Here is a 19997-nt window from a genome sequence, read left to right on the forward strand (position 1 = left end):
CGCCCACTGCCTAGTAAGGAGCATCACCATGTGTGGAATCGTAGGTCTGTACCTGAAGAAGCCTGAGCTGGAAGCCCAGCTCGGCAAGCTCTTCGAACCCATGCTGCACGCCATGACCGACCGTGGCCCTGACAGCGCCGGCTTTGCCATTTACGGCGATGAAGTGGCCGACGGCTGGGTAAAGCTGACGTTGCAGGCCCTTGATGGGGGCTATTCGTGGGCCAGCTTGATGGGGCAACTGGAAGGGCGCTTGGGCTGCTCGCTGGACTGGTTTCAGAACGCCAGCGCCGCCGTGCTCAAGGTGCACACCACGGAAGCCGCCGCCCGTGCAGCATTGGCCGAGCTGGCCCCTGAAGTGCGCATCATGAGCGCCGGGCAGAGCATCGAAATCCTCAAGGGCATGGGCCTGCCGGCCGAGATTTCCAGCCGCTTCGGCCTGGCCGGCATGAAGGGCAGCCACATCATCGGCCACACCCGCATGGCCACCGAAAGCGCGGTGACCCTGGAGGGCAGCCACCCGTTCTCCACCGGCGCCGACCTGTGCCTGGTGCACAACGGCTCGCTGTCCAACCACTTCCGCCTGCGCCAGGAACTCAAGCGTGAAGGCATCACCTTCGAGACCGACAACGACACCGAAGTGGCTGCCGGCTACCTGACCTGGCGCCTGCAGCAGGGCGATACCTTGGCCAAGGCTTTGGGCGGGGCTCTGCAAGACCTGGACGGGTTCTTCACCTTTGCCATCGGCACCCGCAACGGCTTCGCGGTGATTCGCGACCCGATCGCCTGCAAGCCAGCGGTGCTGGCCGAAACCGACGACTACGTGGCCATGGCCTCCGAATACCAGGCCCTGGCCAGCCTGCCCGGTATTGAAAACGCCAAGGTCTGGGAGCCGGCGCCGGCCACCCTGTACGTCTGGGAGCGCGAAAGCGCCTGACCTGCCACCGAACCTCTGGAGAACCTTATGAAGACGATCGACCTTTCCAGCACTTCGGTGCGTGTCCTTAACCAGTCCCTGCACGGTGAGGTGCAAGACCGTGAGTGGCGCGTGACGCGCCCCGACGGCAAACACAACCTGGCTGTCGGTATCAACGAAGACGTTTCGGTAGAGATCGACGGCCATGCCGGCTACTACTGCGCCGGCATGAACCAGAAAGCCAACATTACGGTGCACGGCAATGTGGGCGTGGGCGTGGCGGAAAACATGATGTCCGGCTCGGTGCGGGTCAAGGGCAGTGCCTCCCAGGCCGCCGGTGCAACCGCCCACGGCGGGTTGCTGGTGATCGAGGGCGACGCTGGTGCCCGTTGCGGTATTTCCATGAAGGGCGTCGACATCGTGGTCGGCGGCAGCATTGGCCACATGAGCTGCTTCATGGGCCAGGCCGGGCGTTTGGTGGTGTGCGGCGATGCCGGCGATGCGCTGGGCGACTCGCTGTACGAGGTGCGCATCTACGTCAAGGGCACGGTCCAGTCGCTGGGTTCGGACTGTATCGAGAAAGAGATGCGCGCCGAGCACCTGCAAGAGCTTCAAGCGCTGCTGAACGACGCGGGCCTCGACCATAAAGCCGCCGATTTCAAACGGTATGGCTCGGCCCGTCAGCTGTACAACTTCAAAGTCGACAACGCCTCCGCGTACTGATCCAGGAGCAACCCCATGAGCGAGCAATTCCCCCCGGTACTGCGTGAGTCGGCCACCTTCGATCGCCTGACCATCCAGGAAATCCAGCGTGCCGCCGAAACCGGCATCTATGACATCCGCGGCGGTGGCACAAAGCGCCGCGTGCCGCATTTCGATGACCTGCTGCTGCTCGGCGCCAGCGTGTCGCGCTACCCGCTGGAAGGCTACCGCGAGAAATGCGGCACCGACGTGGTGCTGGGCACCCGCTTTGCCAAGAAACCGATCCACCTGAAGATCCCGGTGACCATCGCCGGCATGAGCTTCGGCGCGCTGTCGGCCAATGCCAAGGAAGCGCTGGGCCGTGGTGCGACCATCGCCGGCACCAGCACTACCACCGGTGACGGCGGCATGACCCCGGAAGAGCGGGGCCAGTCGCAGCACCTGGTGTACCAGTACCTGCCGTCGCGCTATGGCATGAACCCGGACGACCTGCGCAAGGCCGACGCCATCGAGATCGTCCTTGGCCAGGGCGCCAAGCCGGGCGGTGGCGGCATGCTGCTGGGCATGAAAGTGACTGAGCGCGTGGCCGGCATGCGCACCTTGCCGATCGGCGTCGACCAGCGCAGTGCCTGCCGCCACCCGGACTGGACCGGCCCAGATGACCTGGCAATCAAGATCGCCGAGCTGCGCGAGATCACCGATTGGGAAAAACCCATCTACGTGAAAATCGGTGCCAGCCGCCCGTACTACGACGTCAAGCTGGCGGTGAAAGCCGGCGCTGACGTGATCGTGCTCGACGGCATGCAAGGCGGTACTGCCGCGACCCAGGAAGTGTTCATCGAGCACGTCGGCATCCCGATCCTGCCGGCCATCCCGCAGGCCGTGCAGGCGTTGCAGGAGATGGGCATGCACCGCAAGGTGCAGTTGATTGTCTCGGGTGGCATCCGCAACGGCGCCGATGTGGCCAAGGCCATGGCCCTGGGCGCTGACGCGGTAGCCATCGGCACCGCCGCGCTGATCGCCCTGGGCGACAACCACCCGCGCCTGGATGCGCAGTTGAAGGCACTTGGCTCGGCCGCCGGTTTCTACGATGACTGGCAGAACGGCCGCGACCCAGCCGGTATCACCACCCAGGATCCGGAACTGGCCAAGCGCCTGAACCCGGAAGAGGCCGGCCGGCGCCTGGCCAACTACCTGCGCGTGCTGGTGCTGGAGGCGCAGACCATGGCCCGTGCCTGCGGCAAGTCGCACCTGCACAACCTTGACCCTGAGGACCTGGTGGCGCTGACCGTCGAGGCGGCTGCCATGGCCCGGGTGCCGCTGGCCGGTACTGCTTGGGTACCAGGCCAGGCTCAGTACTGATCCAACCTTCTGGGGCCGCAAAGCGGCCCCCGATGCATCCCCATTCGCACAGGAGTGACTCCATGAAGCTTGCCCTTGCTGTTGTGCTGTTGGCATTGACGCCGTTGGCCCACGCCGCCGAGCCCACCCTGGACACCGGCAACACCGCCTGGATGATCTGCGCGGCGATGTTCGTGCTGATGATGTGCATCCCGGGCCTCGCGCTGTTCTACGGTGGCATGGTGCGGGCCAAGAACTTTCTCTCGGTGTTCACCCAGCTGTTCGCCGTGGCCGGGCTCATCGGCATCCTCTGGGTGCTGTTCGGCTACAGCCTGGTGGTGGATACCCGCGGTATGGTTGAAGGCCAACTGACCTTCAACAGTTTTATTGGCGGCCTGGACAAGGCGCTGATGCTGAACATCGGCCATGACAGCCTGGTAGGGACCATCCCGGAAGGTGTCTTCGCGGTATTTCAGCTGACCTTCGCGATCATCACGCCTGCGCTGATTGCCGGCGGCTTTGCCGAACGCATGAAATTCAGTGCCTCGTTGTTGTTCATGGGCGCCTGGTTCGTCCTGGTGTACGCACCGATTGCCCATATGGTCTGGGGCGGGCCAGGGGCATTGATGGTCAACTGGGGCGTGCTGGACTTTGCCGGCGGCACCGCAGTGCACATCAACTCCGGTGTGGCGGCGCTGGCTGCAGCGTTGATGCTAGGCAAGCGCAAGGGCTACCCACAGCTGGCCATGCCGCCGCACAACCTCGGCTTCACCCTGGTAGGTGCCGGTTTGCTGTGGGTGGGCTGGTTTGGGTTCAACGTGGGCTCGGGGCTTGCGGCCAACGAAGGGGCAGGGGTGGTGATGCTGGCGACCATGGTGGCTGCCTGCGCAGGGATTGTCGGTTGGCTGATTACCGAAAAGCTCATGCATGGGCGGCCCACTGCACTGGGGGCGGCCTCAGGTGCGTTGGCCGGGTTGGTTGGCATCACGCCGGCGTGCGCCTTTGTCGGGCCGTTGGGGGCGCTGGTGATCGGCTTGCTGACGGGGGCTATCTGCTTCTTCGCGGTGACCCGGCTGAAGCAGGCATTGGGGTATGACGACAGCCTCGACGTGTTCGGCCTGCATGGCGTGGGCGGGATGGTTGGCGCGCTATTGACCGGGGTGTTTGCCGCGCCGTCGTTGGGCGGCTATGTGGAAGGCATTACGCCCCTTGGGCAAGCACTGGTGCAACTGAAAGGCGTGGCCTTTACTTTTGTTTATTGCTTTGTGGTGAGCTGGGCGATTCTGGGCGCCATCAAGCTGACTGTCGGGCTGCGGGCCAGCCGGGAGGAGGAAGAGCAGGGGCTGGACCTGGCGGAGCACAATGAGCGGGCTTATAACCTCTGACTACAAGGTGTCTGTACCGGCCTCTTCGCGGGCAAGCCCGCACACAGCAGTACCACATTGCCCGAATCTGTGGTCCCCTGTGGGAGCGGGCTTGCCCGCGAAGAGGCCAGTACAGGATGAATCAGTGCCCCATGGCCAGCTTGGCACTCACTTGCCGGCGACGATAGGCACTGTCACGGCTAGCCAGCCACCAGTACAACGGCGAGGTAATCGCCAGCCCCACCAGCCACGACAGGTCTGCCCCGTTGATGTGCTCGGAAACCGGCCCGACATACAGCGGCGTGTTCATGAACGGGATCTGCACCACGATGCCCACGGCGTAAGCCACCAGCGCCTGCGGGTTGTAACGCCCGTAGATACCGCCATCGACCTTGAAGATCGACTGGATGTCGTAGTCACCCTTGTGGATGGCATAGAAGTCGATCAGGTTGATCGCCGTCCACGGCACCAGCACCACCAGCAGCACCAGCACCATGTCGACGAAGTGGCCGATGAAGTCCTTCGATGCGCACACGGCCACCACACTGCAAGCCGCCAGCACGATCAGCGACAGCACCGCACGGCTTTTGGCGGTGGGGATCCAGCGGTAGGCGAAGGTCTGGATCAGGGTAATGATCGACAGCACCGCGCCATACAGGTTGAGGGCGTTGTGGCTGATCACGCTGAGCAGGAACAGCACCAGCATGATCGGGCCCAGGGTGCCGGTGGCGAGTTTCACCGCGTCCATGGTGTCCATGCCGGCCGGAATTGCCAGCACCGCGACCGCGCCGAAGATGAACGACAGGCTCGAGCCCAGCACAGAGCCCAGGTAAGTGGTCCAGAAGGTCGAACTGACCTTGACGTCGGCCGGCAGGTAGCGCGAATAGTCCGACACATACGGGGCAAAGGCGATCTGCCACAACGCTGCCAGCGACACCGTGGCCAGCCAGCCGGCCAGGTTGAAACCACCGCGGGTGAGGAAGTCGTCACTTTGCACGTGGGTGAAGATATAGCCGAAGCCGACCACGATACCGATGCCCAGCACCCAGGTGCCGATGCGGTTGAGCACATGGATGAAGCGGTAACCGATGATGCCGATGATGCCCGACCCCAGTGCGCCAATGACGATACCCACCGGTACCGGCACGGCTTCGACCACGCCATGCAGCGATTTGCCCGCGAGGACGATGTTGGAGGCGAAGAACCCGATGTACATGACCCCGGCGATCACCACCACCAGCAGCGCGCCAAGCGTGCCGAACTGGGCGCGGCTCTGGATCATCTGCGGGATCCCCATCTGGGGGCCTTGGGCCGAGTGCAGCGCCATCAGCACTCCGCCGACCAGGTGGCCGACCAGGATGGCGACGATGCCCCACACCAGGTTCAGGTGAAACAGCTGCACGCCCAGCGCGCCGGTGACGATGGGCAGGGGCGCGATATTGCCCCCGAACCACAGTGTGAACAGATCCCTTACCTTTCCATGGCGGTCTTGCGGGGGCACATAGCCGATCGTGTGTTTTTCTATGAGGGGTGCCGAGTTGGCTGCACTGGTCATGACTGACTCCAAGGCAAGGTAGGGCATGGGGTACTGCCCGGGTGCGTGCCGGCGAAGGGCGACGCGTTCTTGTTGGAGGGATGATGGGGGGTGCGGGGATAACGAGAAATTAGTAAATATGTGCCCATAAACCTTAAAAAACCTAAGGCTGACAAAAGGTTAAGGGACGAGTGGTAGCAAGGAGCGGGCCATACGGCTGGAAGGCCTGGGCCTGGGGGGTTGGCGCCCTCCGGGTGAATGGGCCGGGAACCGGGCTGGTGCGGGGTGCGCGTTTTCAGTGCAGATAATAGTCCGCCTGTGCCGGCCCTTTCGCGGGCAAGCCCGCTCCCACAGGAGGACCACGTGCTCAAGATCGGTGGGTTCCTGTGGGAGCGGGCTTGCCCGCGAAGAGGCCAGAGCAGGCCTGCACAGCTACATGGGCAACAGCCGGTCCTGGATCACTTCCTTCATCACCAACGTCGAACTCAACCGCTTCACGTTGGGAATGCTGGTCAGGTGTTCGTCATACAGCTTCTGAAACGCCGGCAGGTCCTTGGCCACCACGTGCAGCAGGTAGTCCGGGTCGCCGAACAGCCGCTGCGCCTCGACGATCTGGGGGATTTCGGCCAACGCTGCCTCGAAGTCAGCCACCGGCTGGCGCGTCACCTCGCGCAGGGTGACGAACACCAGCGCGGCGAAGTTCAGCCCCAGTGCGGTCGGCGCCAGGCGCGCGTGGTAGCCGAGGATGGCGCCCGATTCCTCCAGCGCCTTCAGCCGGCGATGGCAGGGCGACAGGCTCAGGCCCACGCGATCCGCCAACTCGGTCACCGACAAGCGACCATCTTTTTGCAGCTCGGCAAGGATTTTTCGATCAGTTCTGTCCATGGAGAAGAATCTTCCAGCATATGTGCGATGACGGGGAATATACGAAAGAAAATGCCCCGAAGGAATCCGTAATCTTTCTGCATACCAAGCCAAGACATAAGGAAGATTCAAGTGGCAATCAGTGTGCTGACGGCGTTCTGGGCCGTGTCGTTGCTGTTCGTGATTACCCCTGGAGCCGACTGGGCCTACGCCATCTCGGCGGGTATGCGTGGCCGCTGGGTGATGCCTGCGGTGGCGGGCATGTTGTCGGGGCACTTCCTTGCGACGCTGGTGGTGGCAGCCGGCGTGGGCAGCCTGTTGGCGGGGCACCCGTTGGCGTTGATGTTGCTGACCTTGGCGGGTTGTACCTACCTGCTGTGGCTGGGCGGCAACCTGCTGCTCAGCCCGGCGGTGCCGGAAGCCGGGCAGGGCGGTGTTGGCGATAGCGGTTCACGCTGGGCCTTCAAAGGCTTTTGCGTGAGTGGGCTCAACCCCAAGGTGTTTCTGCTGTTCCTGGCCTTGCTGCCGCAATTCACCGACCCGCAGTCAAGCTGGCCGGTGCCGGTGCAGATCCTGCTGCTGGGGCTGGTGCACCTGTGCAGCTCGCTGGTGATCTATTCGCTGGTGGGGTACGGCGCCAAGGCCGTCTTGAGCACTCGGCCAGGGGCGGCGAAGATGGTCGGGCGGGTGTCGGGCGTGGCGATGATCGCCGTGGCCTTGGGGCTGATTGCCGGGCAGTTGGGCTGACGCTACCGGCGCTGACGCCGCTCGGATACACTCGCCGCTACTTTTCGCACAACCAGGATGTGCCCCATGCCCGACACCGCCCAACTGCTGACTTTCGCATTGATCTGCCTGGGCATGGTGCTGACGCCCGGCCCGAACATGATCTACCTGATTTCCCGGTCGATCTGCCAGGGCCGAAATGCGGGGTTGATTTCCCTCGGTGGTGTGGCCTTGGGCTTCGTCATCTATATGCTCTGCGCTGCACTGGGCATCAGCGCGCTGGTCATGGCGGTGCCTTTTGCCTACGACGTGCTGCGCATCGGTGGCGCACTGTACCTGTTGTACCTGGCCTGGCAGGCGCTTCGGCCTGGCGGCAACTCGCCATTCCAGGTCCGCGACCTGCCAGCGGACAGCCCGCGGCGGCTGTTCACCATGGGCTTTGCCACCAGCCTGCTGAACCCCAAGATCGCCGTCATGTACCTGTCGTTGATGCCGCAGTTCATCGAGCCCGGTCACGGCAGCGTGTTGGTGCAGTCGCTGGTGCTCGGGTCTACGCAAATCGCCATCAGCGTTTCGGTCAATGCCTTGATCGCGGTGATGGCCGGCTCCATCGCCGTGTTCTTAGGCGGGCGGCCCCTGTGGCAGCGCGTTCAGCGCTGGTTGATGGGCACTGTGCTGGCCGGGTTGGCCTTGCGCATGCTGGCTGAAGGGCGCCGTTGAAAAACGTCTGAAAGCAAGGGAACGAACGGGTACTTGCAGGCCTCCTATCCATCAGATGGATGGCAATGTGCCCGGGACTTCCCTGACATGAGATCGCTTCAACAACCCCCCACCGACGCGGGCAACCCACCGTTGGGCTTTCTGCTCAACGGCGGTAGCGTCGGCAGCCTGCTCCAGTCGATGGACTGGCGCGGCTCGCCGGTGGGCCCACCCCACACCTGGTCGCCGCACCTGCAGACGGTCATGGGCACGCTGCTGCCGGCGCAAGCGCAGTGCGTGCTGTTCTGGGGGCCGGCCTACGTGGCGCTGTACAACGATGCCTATGCACCGAGCATTGGCACCAAGCACCCCCAGGCATTGGGGCGGCCGGCCCAGGAAAACTGGAGCGAGCTGTGGGACGACCTGGAGCCGTTGCTGCGCGGTGTGCGCGAGAGCGGCCAGACCTTCTCGGCCAAGGATCGCCCTTTCTACATCGAGCGCCACGGCGTGGGTGAAACGGCCTATTTCGATGTGTCCTATTCCGCCGTGCGCGAGGCTGACGGCAGCGTTGGCGGCGTGCTGTGCCTGGTGACCGAGACTACCGAGCGCGTACGCTTCCAGCAGCGCCAGGCCTTTTTGCTGGAGCTGGGCCGTGCTTTACCCGCGCTGGGTGATGCAGAGCGGATCGAAGCGTTCGCGGTAAGTCGGCTGGCACGGCGACTCGGCGCGGCACGGGTCTATTTTGGTGAAGACCAAGGCGACGGCAGCAACTTCCAGGTAGCACATGATTGGTCCGAGGGCTTGCCCTCGTTCGTCGGCCAGCATGCCTACGCGAGCTTCGGTGCTTCGTTGCGCGAGCAACTGGCAGCGGGGCAGGTGGTGCAGCAGCCTCACAGCCTGCATGTGCCGGTCCTGCGCGCTGGCCGGCTGGAGACCACCCTGAGTGTGCATTTCCATATCCCGCACCCGTGCCCTGAAGACGAATGCCAGCTGGTGGAAGAGAGCGCCAAGCAAGCGTGGGCGGCGATTACCCATGCCAGGGCCGAGCGCGCGCTGCACCTGCTCAACGAAAGCCTGGAGGAGCGCGTGGCGTCGGCCCTGGCTCAGCGCGAATCCGCGATGCTGCAGCTGCACGAAGCCCACAAGCTGGAAATGATCGGGCAATTGACCGGCGGCATTGCCCATGACCTCAACAACATGCTCACGCCGATCATTGCCTCGTTCGAATTGATGCGCCGCAACCCACAGTCCGAGCGTGCCCCCAGGCTGATCGACGGCGGCCTGCAGGCTGCCGAGCGGGCGCGCAACCTGGTCGGTCGGCTGCTCAGTTTCGCCCGCCGGCAAACCCTCAAACCCCAAGCCGTATCTCTGGCGGCGCTGGTGGAAGACATGCGTGAGCTGATCGCCCGTTCGCTGGGGCCGACCATTACCGTGCACGTGCAGGTCGACCCGGCGCTACCGGCCGTGGTGGCCGACCCTCATCAACTGGAGCTGGCCTTGCTCAACCTGGTGGTCAATGGCCGTGACGCGATGGCTGACGGCGGCGAGTTGAGTATCGTCGCCGGTATCGATGCAAACGGCCCGCCGAGGCCGGATGGTGTGGCCGCTGCGCGGCTGGCCTGGCTACAGGTGCGCGACAGTGGCTGTGGGATGGACGCTGAACAACTGCGCCGCTGCTTCGAGCCCTTCTACTCGACCAAGGCGGTGGGCAAAGGCACCGGCCTAGGCCTGCCGATGGTGCAGGGCTTGGCCGTGCAGTCGGGCGGCGGTTTTACCCTTCGTTCGTGGCCAGGTGAGGGCACCGAGGCGACTTTGTGGCTGCCGACCAGCGATGTGGCGGCAAGCTGCCGCGACAGCGATACAGCCGAAGCGCCATTGGCTGGCCGGAAGAACCATGTGCTGTTGGTCGATGACGAAGCGATCGTACGCCATGCCACAGCGCTGCAACTGCGCGACCTCGGCTACGAAGTGATCGAGGCCGACAGTGCGGCGGCGGCCTTGCAGCTGGTAGAGCGGGGGCTAGTGCCGGATGTGCTGGTGACCGACCATGTGATGGCCGAGATGACCGGCGTGCGCTTCGCCCAGCAGATGCGCCAGCGCCAGGCCGAACTGCCGGTGTTGATCATTACCGGCTATGCCAACCTGACACCGCGCGAACTCAAAGGCTTCGAAGTGCTGCGCAAGCCGTACCGGCGTGCCGAGCTGGCACAGAGTGTGGCGCGGTTACTGGCCGCGCAACGGTAGCCGCTATTCAGAAGCCTCAGGGCCGGCAGAGGGCGCTTGTTGCGGCAGGTACAGGGTAAACGTCGTGCCCTGGCCTTCGACGCTGATTACCTCCACGTCGCCTTCGGACTGCTTGGCAAAGCCGAACACCTGGGAAAGGCCAAGCCCGGTGCCTTCACCGGGCGCTTTGGTGGTGAAGAAGGGGTCGAAGATGCGATCGAGCAGCTCGGTGGCGATGCCGACACCGCTGTCCACTACCGAGATGGCTGCAAAGGGCCCGGCTTGCGCGGCCTGCCCACGCAGGCCGGGCAGGCGTTGGTTGGCCTGAAGGCGCAGGCGCAAGGTGCCTTCCCCGGCCATGGCGTCGCGGCCGTTGAGCATCAAGTTGATGATCGCGGTTTCGAGTTGGCTGAGGTCGGCGCGGATAAGGCAGGGCGCCTCTGGCAGTTCGATTTCCACCTGAACCCGTGCACCGGTAGCGGTATCGAGCATATCGGCCATGGCCTGCAGCCGCGGCCCGGCCTCGATCACTTGTGGGCTCAAGGCCTGCCGACGGGCGAAAGCGAGCAGTTGGCCGGTCAACTTGGCGCCGCGTTCGACGGTGTCGGCAATGGTTTTGAGGTAGCGCTCGCGGCGTGCTTCGTCCAGGTTGGGACGCTGCAAGAAGTGCAATGACGAGCGGATGATGGTCAGCAGGTTGTTGAAGTCGTGTGCCACACCGCCAGTCAACTGGCCGATGGCCTCGAGCTTCTGTGCCTGGCGCAGCACGGCTTCGGTGTGCAGCAGCTGGGTGGTGCGCTCTTCGACGCGGTGCTCCAGGGAGGCGTTGAGCGCCTCCAGCGCGGCCAGGGCTTCACGCACTTCGGCGTGGGCCTGCACCCGTTGGATATGCGACCAGCAGCGTTCGGTGACTTCGCGGATCAGGCGCAGTTCATAGCCCGTCCATACCCGGGGCGCCTTGTCGTGAATAGCCATCAGGGCGGTCAGGCGACCGTCCTTGATCAGCGGCATGCAGATGGTCGCGGTGATGCCGATGGCCTGGAACGTCGCGGCTTCATCGGCGGCCAGTTCGCTGAGGTTGTCATTGATCACCAGCGGTTCGCCTGCGCGCAGTCGGCTGACTGCCAGGCGACCGAAGTCGGCCAGGCGGTATTGGCCGATCAGCCGCGGTGAGCCGGGGGCGACGCTGTCGCCGCAGATGTTGAAGCCGTCCTGGTCGGGATCCATCACCGCATAGGCGCAACTCGACAGTTGCAGGTGTTCCACCAGCATGCGGGTGGTGATCGCCATGATCCGCTCGGGGTCGGTGGCATTGGCCACTTCGCGGCCCAGGCCGTCGAGAAAGCTCAGGCGCTGGCTGTTGACCACGCTGGTGGTGGTTTCGGTCACAGTGTCTAGCATGCCCAGTACCGTGCCGTCTTCGCCGCGGATCGGGCTGTAGCAGAAGGTGAAGTAGGCGCGTTCGGGGGCACAGTTGCGGTCGATGACCAAGGGAAAGTCTTCGATGTAGACCGCCTCACCGGCCATGGCGCGTTCGGCCATGGCGCTGATTTCGCCCCAGGCCTCCTGCCACACTTCACTGAACGGCCGGCCCAGGGCGAGGGGCTTGCTGCCGAGGATTTGTGTGAAGGCGTCGTTGTACAGGGTGATCAGCTCGCTGCCCCATAACACGGCCTGTGGGAAGCGCGAGGCCAGGCACAAGGCCGCCGAGGTCTTGAGCGCGCTCGGCCAGGCCTCGAGCGGGCCCAGTGGGCTGTGGGTCCAATCGTGCTGGCGGATGCGCTCGGCCATCAGCCCGCCGCCGTCTAGCCATTTCGCCATATGCGCTCTGCCGGTCCTTTTTGCCTGGGAGGATAAGGGTGCACCGAGAATAGCGAATTGGCGAGGGCTTTATGTCGTCTGTGCGGGCCTCTTCGCGTGTAGGAGCAGCCTTGTGCTGCGAAGAGGCCAGTGACAGCAGCGAAGATCTCCGCTGTTATCCCCGGCCTCTTCGCAGCACAAGGCTGCTCCTACCGAATCGCGCTGGCTCAGCGAATGAAATGCACCTTGCCGGTATCGTCATTGCCCATGTAGATGCCGTACACCCCGGCCTGGCGCTCCAGGATATAACGCTCGAGAATCTGCCGGATGGCCGGGTAGTAGATCTCGTCCCAGGGGATTTCGTCCGGCTCGAAGAACTTGTAGGCCAGTGTCTCTGGGCCGAACTGGCCGGTCTCCTGCGTGGCGATGGCGCGGAAGATGATGTACACCTCGCTGATCTTGGCCACGCTGAAAATCGAGTAGGGCGAGACGATTTCGGCGTGCACGCCGCTTTCTTCCCACACCTCGCGCAACGCCGCCTGCTCGGTGGTCTCGCCCGCTTCCATGAACCCGGCGGGCAAGGTCCAGGTGCCAGGGCGGGGTGGAATGGCCCGCTGGCACAGCAAATACTTGCCATCGCGCTCGATGATGCAGCCGGCAATGATTTTCGGGTTGATGTAGTGGATGTAGCCGCAGCCGGTGCAATGCAGGCGTTCGTGGGTGTCGCCTGTGGGAACGCCCCGGGCCAGTTCCGTGGTGCAGTGCGGGCAGTAGCGCGGGGCGTTGGGCATGGTCAGCGGCCTATGCGGGGTTCTATACGTGGCTCTTTGAGGGCCAGGGGCTCGACCATGTCGCGCACCTTGGTGTTGTCATCCTGCTTCTGGCGCAGGTAGTCCAGGGCCACCTTGGCGGCGGCGCGGACGTGATCGACCGAGGCTTGGTGGGCGACCAGTGGGTCACCGCCCTTGATCGCCTCGACGATCTTTTCCATCTCCCGGTTGCTGGCACCGCGGCGGTTTTCTTGCGATACCGAGGTGGCGCGCAGGTAGCTGATGCGGGCCTGCAATTGGCGCAGCTGTTGGGCGGCAACCTGGTTGCCGGAGCCTTCCAGCAGCACATCGTAGAAGCCTTGCACGGAGTCGAGCACCTGTTGCAGCTCGCCTTCTTCCAGGGCTTCGCGGTTGACCTCCAGCGCGCGCTCCAGGGCGCGAATGTCCTTGGCCTTGGCATTGAGGGTGAACAGCTGGACGATCAAGCCTTCGAGCACGCAGCGCAGCTCGTAGATATCGCGGGCATCTTCCAGGGTAATGATGGCCACGCGCGGGCCTTTGGCGTCGGCGAACTCGACCAGGCCTTCGGATTCGAGGTGGCGCAGGGCTTCACGTACAGAGGTGCGGCTGACCCCGAGGCGGTCGCAAAGGTCGCGCTCCACCAGGCGGTCACCTGGCAGCAAGTGGAAGTTCATGATCGCGGCGCGCAGCTTGTCGAGCACGATTTCGCGCAGGGTAACGGGGTTGCGGTTGACCTTGAAGCTGTCGTCGAGTGGCTGGCGTTTCATCAGGTGCGCTCTTTATGAGGCTGTTGCGCCAACCCGCGGAGCACGCCGAACCGGGCGCTGCTCCTTACGGTGGTTCGAACAGCCCGTTGTTAACGGGTTGACTCCGCATCGGCTTCGGCGAACGCTTCGCGGGCCAGGCGGAAACTGTCCACCGCCGCGGGTACGCCGCAATAAATGCCGACTTGGAGCAGGATCTCGCGAATCTGTTCTCGGCTCAGGCCATTACGCAATGCGCCGCGGATGTGCAGCTTGAGTTCGTGGGGCCGGTTGAGCGCGGAAATCATGGCCAAGTTTATCATGCTGCGCTCTTTGAGCGACAAGCCTTCGCGGCCCCAGACATGGCCCCAGCAATACTCGGTGACCAGCTCTTGCAAGGGCTTGGTGAATTCGTCGGCGTTCTGGATCGAGCGGTTGACGTAGTCCTCGCCCAGCACTTGGGTGCGGATCTGCAGGCCTTTCTCGTACTTTTCGTTGCTCATGTGTCTGGCTCCGAATCAAAACAGGGGCCGCAACCAAGGGTGAGAGGGTCGCGCGGCCCCTAAAAAATGGGTGGAACAGGGCTGCCCTGCAGCCCCAAGGGTATCAGCCCAGCGGGGGCAGGGCGCCCAGCTTGCCTTTGTGGTAGACCATCGGGGTGACCGGATCTGCCGGCAACACCAGGTTTTTCACCGCGCCGACGATGATCGCGTGGTCACCGCCGTCATACTCGCGCCACAGTTCGCACTCGATGATCGCCGTGGCCTTGGCCAGCAACGGGTTGCCCAGCTCGCTCAGGTGCCAATCGATACCCTTGGCCTTTTCCTTGCCCTTGCCGGCAAAGGCATACGCCTCGGCGGTTTGCTCGGCAGACAGCAGGTGAATGGCGAACTGCTTGCTGTCACGCAGGATCGGGTACGTGTCGGAGGCGTAGTTGGGGCAGAACAGCACCAGTGCCGGCTCGATCGACAGCGCGCTGAACGCGCTGGCGGTGATACCGACGATGCCGCCGTCGGCGTCCAGGGTGGTGACCACCGTAACGCCGGACGGGAAGGAGCCCATCACGTCTTTGTAGATGCCTGGTTCGATCATCTCGTGCTACCTCTTAACGCATCACAAACGGGTCGGGCATCGGCGCGGTGGACAGGTTGATCCACACGGTCTTCAGCTCGGTATAGGCCAGCACCGAATCGATGCCGCTCTCACGGCCGTAGCCGCTGTTCTTGAAGCCACCGATCGGCGCCATGGCCGACACCGCGCGGTAGGTGTTGACCCAGATGATGCCCGAGCGTACGTCACGGGCCAGGCGGTGGGCGCGGCCCAGGTCGCGGGTCCAGATGCCGGCCGCCAGGCCGAACTGCGAGTCGTTGGCAATGGCCAGGGCCTCTTCTTCGGTCTTGAAGCGAATGACCGCGGCAACGGGGCCGAACACCTCTTCCTGCATGATGGTCATCGAGTTGCTGTCGCACTCGAACAGGGTGGGTTCGTAGAACCAGCCGTCACCCTCGACCTCGGCTCGCTTGCCCCCCAGGTGCAGCTTGGCGCCTTCGGCCTTGGCCGCAGCGACCAGGCCTTCGACCACGGCCAGTTGCTGGGCGGTGGCCATCGGGCCCATTTCGCTGGCGTCGTCCTGTGGGTTGCCGATGCGGATGCGCTTGGCGCGCTCGACCAGGCGGCTGACGAATTCGTCGAAGATCTCGTCCTGTACCAGCAGGCGTGAACCGGCCACGCAACTTTGCCCGGAGGCGGCATAAATGCCGGCCACGGCGCCGTTGATAGCGCTGTCCAGGTCGGCGTCGGCGAAGATGATGTTCGGCGACTTGCCGCCCAGCTCCAGCGACAGCTTGGCGAAGTTCTCGGCGCTGCTGCGCACCACATGGCGGGCCGTGGCGGCGCCGCCGGTGAAGGCGATCTTGCGTACCAGCGGGTGGCGAGTCAGGGCCGCGCCGGTGCTAGGGCCATAGCCGGTGACCACGTTGACCACACCCGGCGGGAAGCCGGCTTCAAGGGCCAGGCGAGCCAGCTCGAGGATGGTCGCCGAGGCGTGTTCGGACGGTTTGAGCACGATGGTGTTGCCAGCGGCGAGGGCCGGGGCCAGCTTGATGGCCGTCAGGTACAGCGGGCTGTTCCACGGGATGATCCCGGCGACCACGCCAATCGGCTCGTGCACGGTGTAGGCGAACAGGTCTGGCTTGTCCAGCGGCAGGGTGCCGCCTTCGAGCTTGTCGGCCAGGCCTGCGGTGTAGTGGAAGAACTCGGGCAGGTAACCGACCTGGCCGCGGGTTTCGCGGATCAGCTTGCCGTTATCACGGCTTTCCAGCTGGGCCAGGTGCTCTTTGTTCTCGGTGATCAGGTCGCCCAGCCGGCGCAGCAGTTTGCCGCGCGCCGTGGCGGTGATGCTGCGCCAGGCAGGGCTTTCGAAGGCACGCTGGGCGGCCTGCACGGCCAGCTCCACATCGGCTTCGTCGGCGTCGGGCAGTTGCGCCCAGGCTTGGGCGGTGGCCGGGTTGAGGCTGTCGAAAGTCTTGCCGCTCTGGGCATCGAGCCATTGGCCGTCGATGCACATCTGGAAACGTACGAGGGTCATGCAACAATCCCCTTGGCGGATTCGGTGAGGGTGCGGGCTTGCTTGAGGAAGTCCAACAGCATCTTGTTGACTTCACGCGGTGCTTCCACCGGCATCATATGCCGTTGCTCGGCGAGGACCACACTGTGCGCCCCAGGGATGCTGGCGGCGAGCTGGCGGGTCATGGCCGGGGTGGAGCCCGAATCGAGTTCGCCGGTGGCGATCAGCGTCGGCACCTGAATGCTGCCCAGGTCGCTGGCGCGGTACATGTCCTGGGTGGCGAACAGTGAATAAGTAGTGTGGTAGCCCTGCGGGTCGTTGCTCGCCAGCACCTGGCGAATGGCGGCGACCTGCGCCGGGTTGGCAGCCTTGTATTCACGGCTGAACCAGCGGTCGAGGGCGGCGTCGACGTTGGCGTCGGGGCCGAGCTCCGCCGCCTGGGCGGCGCGGGCGATAACGCCGGCACTCTGCTCGGGGGTGCGGTTGAACACGCTGTTGAGCACCACCAGCGCAGAGAGCCTGTGCGGGTAGTTGAGGGCGAAGGCACGTGCCACCAGGCCGCCCATGGAGAAGCCAATCACGGTGGCCTGGGGAATCTGCAGGTGGTCGAACAGTTCGACGAGCTGGGCGGCGTAGCCTTCCAGGCCGGTGTCGGCGGCTGGCAACGCGCTCTGGCCGTGGCCGAGCATGTCGTAAGCGATGACGCGGTAGTCGTTGGCCAGGCCAACGAACTGACCGCCCCACATTTCCTTGTTCAGGCCCACACCGTGGATCAGCACCACGGGTTGGCCCTGGCCTTGGTCCAGGTAACTGGTCCCGGCCGGTGTACGTTCAGCGACAGGCTGAATCATGGAGGGCGCTCCTTGAAGGTCGGGCGCGGCGGGTAAGCACGCCACGCCCCGGCCCGTCTTGGTTGTTGTTATTGAGCGTTGGCTTTTTCGGCAGCCAGTTCTTCCAGGTCGATGTAGCGGTTGCCAATGCGCGGGTGCAGACGACCGCCGTCGGCAGCGCCCAGGACCACGACGATTTCGTCGGCACGCGGGGCGTCTTCGATCTGCATTTCAAGGGTGATGTAGTGCGAACGCAGGCCTTCGTCGTCCTTCTGCATCATCGGGATCTGGATCGAGGTGCCTGGGCCGCCGCGCTTGTTGGTGAAGCTCAGGTAGCTCTTGGCCTGTACCGCTTCGCGGTAGTGGTTGCCGAAACGCAGGGTGTGGATCACGGCAGAGGCGTGTTCGATTTCGCCGTCGGCGCCGACCACAGCGGCTTTACCGTAGGCTTCGATCTTGTCGGCACCGCCGATGGCGGCGGTCAGGCGCTCGACCATCAGTGCGCCCAGCTCGGAGCAGTTGGCACGGATTTCCGGCTTCAGATCTTCTACAAACCCACGACCCGCCCACGGGTTCTTGATCACCACGGCCAGGCCGACCATGGTCACCGGTTTGTCGGTGGCCTTGCCGCCTTCGATGCGGGTCTCTTCGGAGTAGGTGACGATCTTGCGGATTTCGAAACTCATGGGTGGCTCCTGGTGAGGGTTATCAGCTCTTGTTGTCTGATGGTATACCATAATATTTGTTGTGCAAGAGGGGGCTGGAAAAATCTCTCCCTGGGGGACGAAAGGTTGCTTGATCCCTTGATTTGCGCGGCGTCTGTACCGGCCCCTTCGCGGGCAAGCCCGCTCCCACAGGTACTGCACAGTTATTGAGGGCTATGGGGTAACTGTGGGAGCGGGCTTGCCCGCGAAGAGGCCGCCTGAAACTCAAAAAAATGCCCGCTCGCAAGAGCCACTAGGGCCCCCGGGAGCGGGCTGATCCCGCAACTACTTCAGGCAAAGGGAATTCAGGCGAACGCCGGCACCACTTCCTTGATGAACAGCTCGAGCGACTTTTTCTTCTCGGCGTGGGGCAGGCTGTTGTCGCACCAGAAGCTGAACTCGTCGACGCCGAGCTCTTGGTAGTACTTGATGCGCGCGATGATTTCTTCGGGGGTGCCGATCATGGTGTTCTTGCGGATGTTTTCCAGCTGGAACGCCGGCACTTCGGCAAACTTCGATTCCGGGCTCGGCTCCAGGAAGCCGTTGACCGGCACAGTCTTGTTGCCGAACCAGGCGTCGAAAGTGCGGTAGAAGCGCGAGATGGCCTGGGCGCCAACCTTCCAGCCTTCAGGCTCGGATGGGCTGTGCACGTGGGTGTGGCGCAGCACCATCAATTGTGGACGTGGCACATCCGGGTTGTTGTCCAGGGCCGCCTGGAACTTGTTTTTCAGGTCCAGCACTTCTTCGTCACCCTTCATCAGTGGGGTGACCATGACGTTGCAGCCGTTGGCCACGGCGAAGTTGTGCGAGTCTGGGTCGCGGGCGGCGATCCACATCGGCGGTGTAGCGTTGAACGGTTTCGGCACGCTGGTGGAGGTGGGGAACTTGTACACCTCGCCGTCGTGGGCGTAGTCGCCTTCCCACAGTTTGCGCACCACCGGGACCATTTCACGCAGGGCCTTGCCGCCGTCGGTGGCAGGCATGCCATTGGCCATGCGGTCGAATTCGAACTGATAGGCGCCGCGCGCCAGGCCCACTTCCATGCGGCCGTTGCTGATCACGTCGAGCAGGGCGCATTCGCCTGCCACGCGGATCGGGTTCCAGAACGGCGCGATGATGGTGCCGGCGCCCAGGCGGATCTTCTCGGTGCGCGCGGCGAGGTAGGCCAGCAGCGGCATCGGGCTTGGCGAAATGGTGTACTCCATAGCGTGGTGTTCGCCGATCCACACGGTGCTGAAACCGCCGTTCTCGGCCATCAGGGTCAGTTCGGTCAGGTCTTCGAACAGCTGGCGGTGGCTGACCTGTTCATCCCAACGTTCCATGTGTACGAACAACGAAAATTTCATGGGGCTTTCCTCGGAGCTTGAAAGTCTCGCCTGGCGCACCAGGCGTCAGTAATAAGGCTAGGTGCTTCAGGCGAAGGCGGGCAGGCGGGCCATCTTGCCGCGGCAGTAGATCATCGGCTGCGGGGCTTGCTCGGGGACGATCAGGTTGTGCACCTTGCCGACCATGATGGCATGGTCGCCACCTTCATATTCACGCCACAGTTCGCATTCGATGATGGCGGTGGCATTGGCCAGCAGTGGGTTACCTAGCGCACTCAGGGACCACTCGATGCCGGTGGCTTTGTCTTTGCCTTTTTTGGCGAACGCATAGGCTTCGGCTTGCTGTTCACCAGAAAGCAGGTGAATGGCGAAGCGCTTCTGCTTGATCAGCACAGGGTAGGAGTCGGAGCTGTAGTTGGGGCAGAACAGCACCAGCGGCGGGTCCATCGACAGGGAGGAGAAGGCGCTGGCGGTAAGGCCGACGATCGAGCCGTCGTCGTCCAGGGTGGTGATGACGGTAACGCCGGACGGGAAGGAGCCCAGGACGTTCTTGTAGACGGTTGCGTCGATCATCTCATGTACCTCAGAAGGGCTGCGGTGGTCCGCGGTTTTTATCGTTGATGTGTCTGATGGTATACCGTAATACTCGATTTGCAAGCGGAATTTTCCCTCGTAGCAAAATCACGATGAATGGCGCAAAGCCGCATGGATAGGGGGCTTGGCGGAACTTCAATGCCCAAGCGTCAGCTGCTGAACCGGATCAGTTAGGGTTTTTTAAGCCGAATCAGTGTTGTCAAAAGTTTGGAATACCATAATATGGTCCGCAGCTGAGAGGCCGCCTAGACGCGGTTTCCTTACAAAGATAAAAACGA

General features: G+C 63.6%; 19 protein-coding genes. 7 read left to right on the top strand and 12 right to left on the bottom strand.

Annotated features, from left to right (window positions below; all coding sequences use genetic code 11):
- Positions 1-28: 28 nt before the first annotated feature.
- The 4 genes from AC5PZ0_RS25425 (at position 29) to AC5PZ0_RS25440 (ending at position 4341) form a co-directional block, all read left to right on the top strand.
- Positions 29-934 (top strand): class II glutamine amidotransferase, encoded by a 906-nt coding sequence (locus tag AC5PZ0_RS25425; RefSeq protein ID WP_493855989.1) that lies wholly within the window; start codon positions 29-31, stop codon positions 932-934.
- Between the two features lie 27 nt (positions 935-961).
- Entirely contained in the window at positions 962-1636 is a 675-nt protein-coding gene (locus tag AC5PZ0_RS25430; protein ID WP_027595364.1) for a GltB/FmdC/FwdC-like GXGXG domain-containing protein, read from the top strand.
- A 15-nt stretch (positions 1637-1651) separates the two neighbouring features.
- Positions 1652-2977, top strand: a complete 1326-nt coding sequence (locus AC5PZ0_RS25435) for an FMN-binding glutamate synthase family protein (RefSeq protein WP_027595365.1) — start codon at positions 1652-1654, stop codon at positions 2975-2977.
- Between the two features lie 62 nt (positions 2978-3039).
- Entirely contained in the window at positions 3040-4341 is a 1302-nt protein-coding gene (locus AC5PZ0_RS25440; protein ID WP_099429053.1) for an ammonium transporter, read from the top strand.
- A 121-nt stretch (positions 4342-4462) separates the two neighbouring features.
- On the opposite strand, the gene AC5PZ0_RS25445 is transcribed toward AC5PZ0_RS25440, so the two are convergent.
- Together AC5PZ0_RS25445 and AC5PZ0_RS25450 are read right to left on the bottom strand one after the other, a co-directional pair.
- Entirely contained in the window at positions 4463-5875 is a 1413-nt protein-coding gene (locus AC5PZ0_RS25445) for a purine-cytosine permease family protein (protein WP_027595367.1), read from the bottom strand.
- Positions 5876-6286: 411 nt separating this feature from the next.
- Entirely contained in the window at positions 6287-6739 is a 453-nt protein-coding gene (locus AC5PZ0_RS25450; protein ID WP_099429055.1) for an Lrp/AsnC family transcriptional regulator, read from the bottom strand.
- 111 nt (positions 6740-6850) lie between these two features.
- On the opposite strand from AC5PZ0_RS25450, the gene AC5PZ0_RS25455 reads away from it, so the two are divergent.
- The 3 genes from AC5PZ0_RS25455 to AC5PZ0_RS25465 all read left to right on the top strand — a co-directional run bounded on the left by AC5PZ0_RS25455 (position 6851) and on the right by AC5PZ0_RS25465 (position 10387).
- A complete protein-coding gene (locus AC5PZ0_RS25455) occupies positions 6851-7465 on the top strand; it encodes a LysE family translocator (RefSeq protein ID WP_265969096.1) in 615 nt (204 codons plus the stop codon).
- A 66-nt stretch (positions 7466-7531) separates the two neighbouring features.
- A complete protein-coding gene (locus AC5PZ0_RS25460; RefSeq protein WP_027595370.1) occupies positions 7532-8164 on the top strand; it encodes a LysE family translocator in 633 nt (210 codons plus the stop codon).
- A gap of 87 nt (positions 8165-8251) precedes the next feature.
- On the top strand, positions 8252-10387 hold the full coding sequence (locus tag AC5PZ0_RS25465; RefSeq protein ID WP_493855990.1) for a response regulator: 2136 nt from the start codon (positions 8252-8254) through the stop codon (positions 10385-10387).
- A gap of 3 nt (positions 10388-10390) precedes the next feature.
- Here AC5PZ0_RS25465 and AC5PZ0_RS25470 read toward each other — a convergent pair whose 3' ends face one another.
- From AC5PZ0_RS25470 to AC5PZ0_RS25515, 10 genes are all read right to left on the bottom strand, one after another.
- Positions 10391-12187: an ATP-binding protein gene (locus AC5PZ0_RS25470; protein ID WP_493855991.1), complete on the bottom strand. Its 1797-nt coding sequence runs from the start codon at positions 12185-12187 to the stop codon at positions 10391-10393.
- 206 nt (positions 12188-12393) lie between these two features.
- Positions 12394-12957, bottom strand: coding sequence for an NUDIX hydrolase (locus tag AC5PZ0_RS25475; RefSeq protein ID WP_027595373.1), 564 nt, complete (start codon positions 12955-12957; stop codon positions 12394-12396).
- Positions 12958-12959: 2 nt separating this feature from the next.
- Positions 12960-13724: a GntR family transcriptional regulator gene (locus tag AC5PZ0_RS25480; protein ID WP_033697319.1), complete on the bottom strand. Its 765-nt coding sequence runs from the start codon at positions 13722-13724 to the stop codon at positions 12960-12962.
- A gap of 89 nt (positions 13725-13813) precedes the next feature.
- On the bottom strand, positions 13814-14203 hold the full coding sequence (locus AC5PZ0_RS25485; protein ID WP_016499260.1) for a carboxymuconolactone decarboxylase family protein: 390 nt from the start codon (positions 14201-14203) through the stop codon (positions 13814-13816).
- Between the two features lie 103 nt (positions 14204-14306).
- Complete coding sequence (locus AC5PZ0_RS25490) at positions 14307-14792, bottom strand: flavin reductase family protein (RefSeq protein WP_027595375.1); 486 nt, start codon at positions 14790-14792, stop codon at positions 14307-14309.
- Between the two features lie 13 nt (positions 14793-14805).
- Positions 14806-16287 (bottom strand): aldehyde dehydrogenase, encoded by a 1482-nt coding sequence (locus AC5PZ0_RS25495; protein WP_027595376.1) that lies wholly within the window; start codon positions 16285-16287, stop codon positions 14806-14808.
- A complete protein-coding gene (locus AC5PZ0_RS25500; RefSeq protein WP_493855992.1) occupies positions 16284-17117 on the bottom strand; it encodes an alpha/beta fold hydrolase in 834 nt (277 codons plus the stop codon). Before AC5PZ0_RS25500 ends, AC5PZ0_RS25495 begins: the two co-directional genes overlap by 4 nt.
- A gap of 68 nt (positions 17118-17185) precedes the next feature.
- Positions 17186-17782: an amino acid synthesis family protein gene (locus AC5PZ0_RS25505; protein ID WP_003256068.1), complete on the bottom strand. Its 597-nt coding sequence runs from the start codon at positions 17780-17782 to the stop codon at positions 17186-17188.
- Positions 17783-18105: 323 nt separating this feature from the next.
- The gene (locus AC5PZ0_RS25510) at positions 18106-19146 is read right to left on the bottom strand and encodes an LLM class flavin-dependent oxidoreductase (protein ID WP_027595378.1); all 1041 of its coding nucleotides are present in this window, start codon (positions 19144-19146) and stop codon (positions 18106-18108) included.
- A gap of 66 nt (positions 19147-19212) precedes the next feature.
- Positions 19213-19698, bottom strand: a complete 486-nt coding sequence (locus AC5PZ0_RS25515) for a flavin reductase family protein (RefSeq protein WP_493855993.1) — start codon at positions 19696-19698, stop codon at positions 19213-19215.
- Positions 19699-19997 lie beyond the last annotated feature (299 nt).

The organism is Pseudomonas sp. 5.2, assembly GCF_059025405.1.

What these genes read in the sequence shown, in the direction of transcription:
- AC5PZ0_RS25425 (WP_493855989.1), top strand. Translation starts at nt 29, where the DNA reads ATGTGTGGAATCGTAGGTCTGTACCTGAAGAAGCCTGAGCTGGAAGCC.
- AC5PZ0_RS25430 (WP_027595364.1), top strand. Translation starts at nt 962, where the DNA reads ATGAAGACGATCGACCTTTCCAGCACTTCGGTGCGTGTCCTTAACCAG.
- AC5PZ0_RS25435 (WP_027595365.1), top strand. Translation starts at nt 1,652, where the DNA reads ATGAGCGAGCAATTCCCCCCGGTACTGCGTGAGTCGGCCACCTTCGAT.
- AC5PZ0_RS25440 (WP_099429053.1), top strand. Translation starts at nt 3,040, where the DNA reads ATGAAGCTTGCCCTTGCTGTTGTGCTGTTGGCATTGACGCCGTTGGCC.
- AC5PZ0_RS25445 (WP_027595367.1), bottom strand. Translation starts at nt 5,875, where the DNA reads ATGACCAGTGCAGCCAACTCGGCACCCCTCATAGAAAAACACACGATC.
- AC5PZ0_RS25450 (WP_099429055.1), bottom strand. Translation starts at nt 6,739, where the DNA reads ATGGACAGAACTGATCGAAAAATCCTTGCCGAGCTGCAAAAAGATGGT.
- AC5PZ0_RS25460 (WP_027595370.1), top strand. Translation starts at nt 7,532, where the DNA reads ATGCCCGACACCGCCCAACTGCTGACTTTCGCATTGATCTGCCTGGGC.
- AC5PZ0_RS25465 (WP_493855990.1), top strand. Translation starts at nt 8,252, where the DNA reads ATGAGATCGCTTCAACAACCCCCCACCGACGCGGGCAACCCACCGTTG.
- AC5PZ0_RS25470 (WP_493855991.1), bottom strand. Translation starts at nt 12,187, where the DNA reads ATGGCGAAATGGCTAGACGGCGGCGGGCTGATGGCCGAGCGCATCCGC.
- AC5PZ0_RS25475 (WP_027595373.1), bottom strand. Translation starts at nt 12,957, where the DNA reads ATGCCCAACGCCCCGCGCTACTGCCCGCACTGCACCACGGAACTGGCC.
- AC5PZ0_RS25480 (WP_033697319.1), bottom strand. Translation starts at nt 13,724, where the DNA reads ATGAAACGCCAGCCACTCGACGACAGCTTCAAGGTCAACCGCAACCCC.
- AC5PZ0_RS25485 (WP_016499260.1), bottom strand. Translation starts at nt 14,203, where the DNA reads ATGAGCAACGAAAAGTACGAGAAAGGCCTGCAGATCCGCACCCAAGTG.
- AC5PZ0_RS25490 (WP_027595375.1), bottom strand. Translation starts at nt 14,792, where the DNA reads ATGATCGAACCAGGCATCTACAAAGACGTGATGGGCTCCTTCCCGTCC.
- AC5PZ0_RS25495 (WP_027595376.1), bottom strand. Translation starts at nt 16,287, where the DNA reads ATGACCCTCGTACGTTTCCAGATGTGCATCGACGGCCAATGGCTCGAT.
- AC5PZ0_RS25500 (WP_493855992.1), bottom strand. Translation starts at nt 17,117, where the DNA reads ATGATTCAGCCTGTCGCTGAACGTACACCGGCCGGGACCAGTTACCTG.
- AC5PZ0_RS25505 (WP_003256068.1), bottom strand. Translation starts at nt 17,782, where the DNA reads ATGAGTTTCGAAATCCGCAAGATCGTCACCTACTCCGAAGAGACCCGC.
- AC5PZ0_RS25510 (WP_027595378.1), bottom strand. Translation starts at nt 19,146, where the DNA reads ATGAAATTTTCGTTGTTCGTACACATGGAACGTTGGGATGAACAGGTC.
- AC5PZ0_RS25515 (WP_493855993.1), bottom strand. Translation starts at nt 19,698, where the DNA reads ATGATCGACGCAACCGTCTACAAGAACGTCCTGGGCTCCTTCCCGTCC.